2 protein-coding genes are annotated in these 1024 nt (G+C 45.0%); one reads left to right on the forward strand and one right to left on the reverse strand.

Annotation, left to right across the window (positions count from 1 at the left end):
• Positions 1–218, forward strand: a 218-nt coding sequence (locus R7O12_RS27030; protein ID WP_318127137.1) for a Na+/H+ antiporter NhaC family protein, incomplete at its 5' end; no start/stop codon positions are given.
• Between the two features lie 94 nt (positions 219–312).
• On the opposite strand, the gene R7O12_RS27035 is transcribed toward R7O12_RS27030, so the two are convergent.
• Entirely contained in the window at positions 313–942 is a 630-nt protein-coding gene (locus R7O12_RS27035; RefSeq protein ID WP_318127138.1) for a DsbA family protein, read from the reverse strand.
• Between the last annotated feature and the right edge of the window lie 82 nt (positions 943–1024).

Raw genomic sequence — 1024 nt, forward strand, 5'->3', positions numbered from 1 at the left:
CGTTTGGTTTCTCACCAATGGCAACGATCGCATTAGTAGGTACAGCTGCAGCGCTAGGTGATGCTGGCTCTCCTGCATCCGACTCAACATTGGGCCCAACTTCTGGCCTAAATGCTGACGGCCAGCACGAACACATTTGGGAAACGGTTGTTCCAACCTTCATCCACTACAATATCCCACTGATCATCTTCGGTTGGATCGCTGCAATGGTGCTTTAGTATCAAGTTTTCGAACAGAAACGACTGATACCTTTGCTAACAAAAAAACCGCTCGATATGAGCGGTTTTTTTAATTCAATCGAAAACGAAGCCACTATTGCGCTGGCATGTGGTCGATAATGCGTTCACGAATCAACTTAAGCGTTGGCTCGGTCGATAGGTAATCCACCTCAATGGGGAAATACGCATCGTTGATTTGCAGCACCAAACTAGGGTAAGAGTTAACACCCAAACTTTTCGCTAAACTCAGTTGGTCTTGGAATACACCTTCCAATAACGTGCCATCCATATCATTTTCAAACTGCTGCACATTCAAGCCAATCTCTTTCGCTAATTGAAGATGCGTTGCTTCTTCATGAGGCGGCATTGCACGTAGATAATAGGCGTGCTGAATCGCTTCGAGCATTTGCTCATACGAATCTTGGAATCCCGCGGCGATAACAGCGCGGCATGATTGATACGTACTTCTCACTGGTGTGCACAGTTTCCAGAAATCGTAATTAAACTTGGTGCCTAGCTGAGTTTCGATTTGCTTCCAAATCCCTTCAAGCTTTTGTTGCATTTCTGGCGGCATTGGCAAATTAGTATCTGGTGCAAGCCCACCCACCACATACTCAAACTGAATCACACCTGGCAGTTGTTGTTTTAGTTTTTCGATGGTTGGTTTGTATCCCCAGCACCAACTGCACATAGGGTCATGTACGTAGTAAAGCTTTATGTTCATTCCACTAACCTAAAAAAGAAAAAGGAGCCAATGCGGCTCCCTCGTATTCTATCGCCAAATGTGAGTATTTACGAATTACTCA

Source organism: Vibrio sp. Vb1574 (assembly GCF_033338675.1).

Coding starts and splice junctions, on each gene's coding strand:
- R7O12_RS27035 (WP_318127138.1), bottom strand. CDS start 942: ATGAACATAAAGCTTTACTACGTACATGACCCTATGTGCAGTTGGTGC.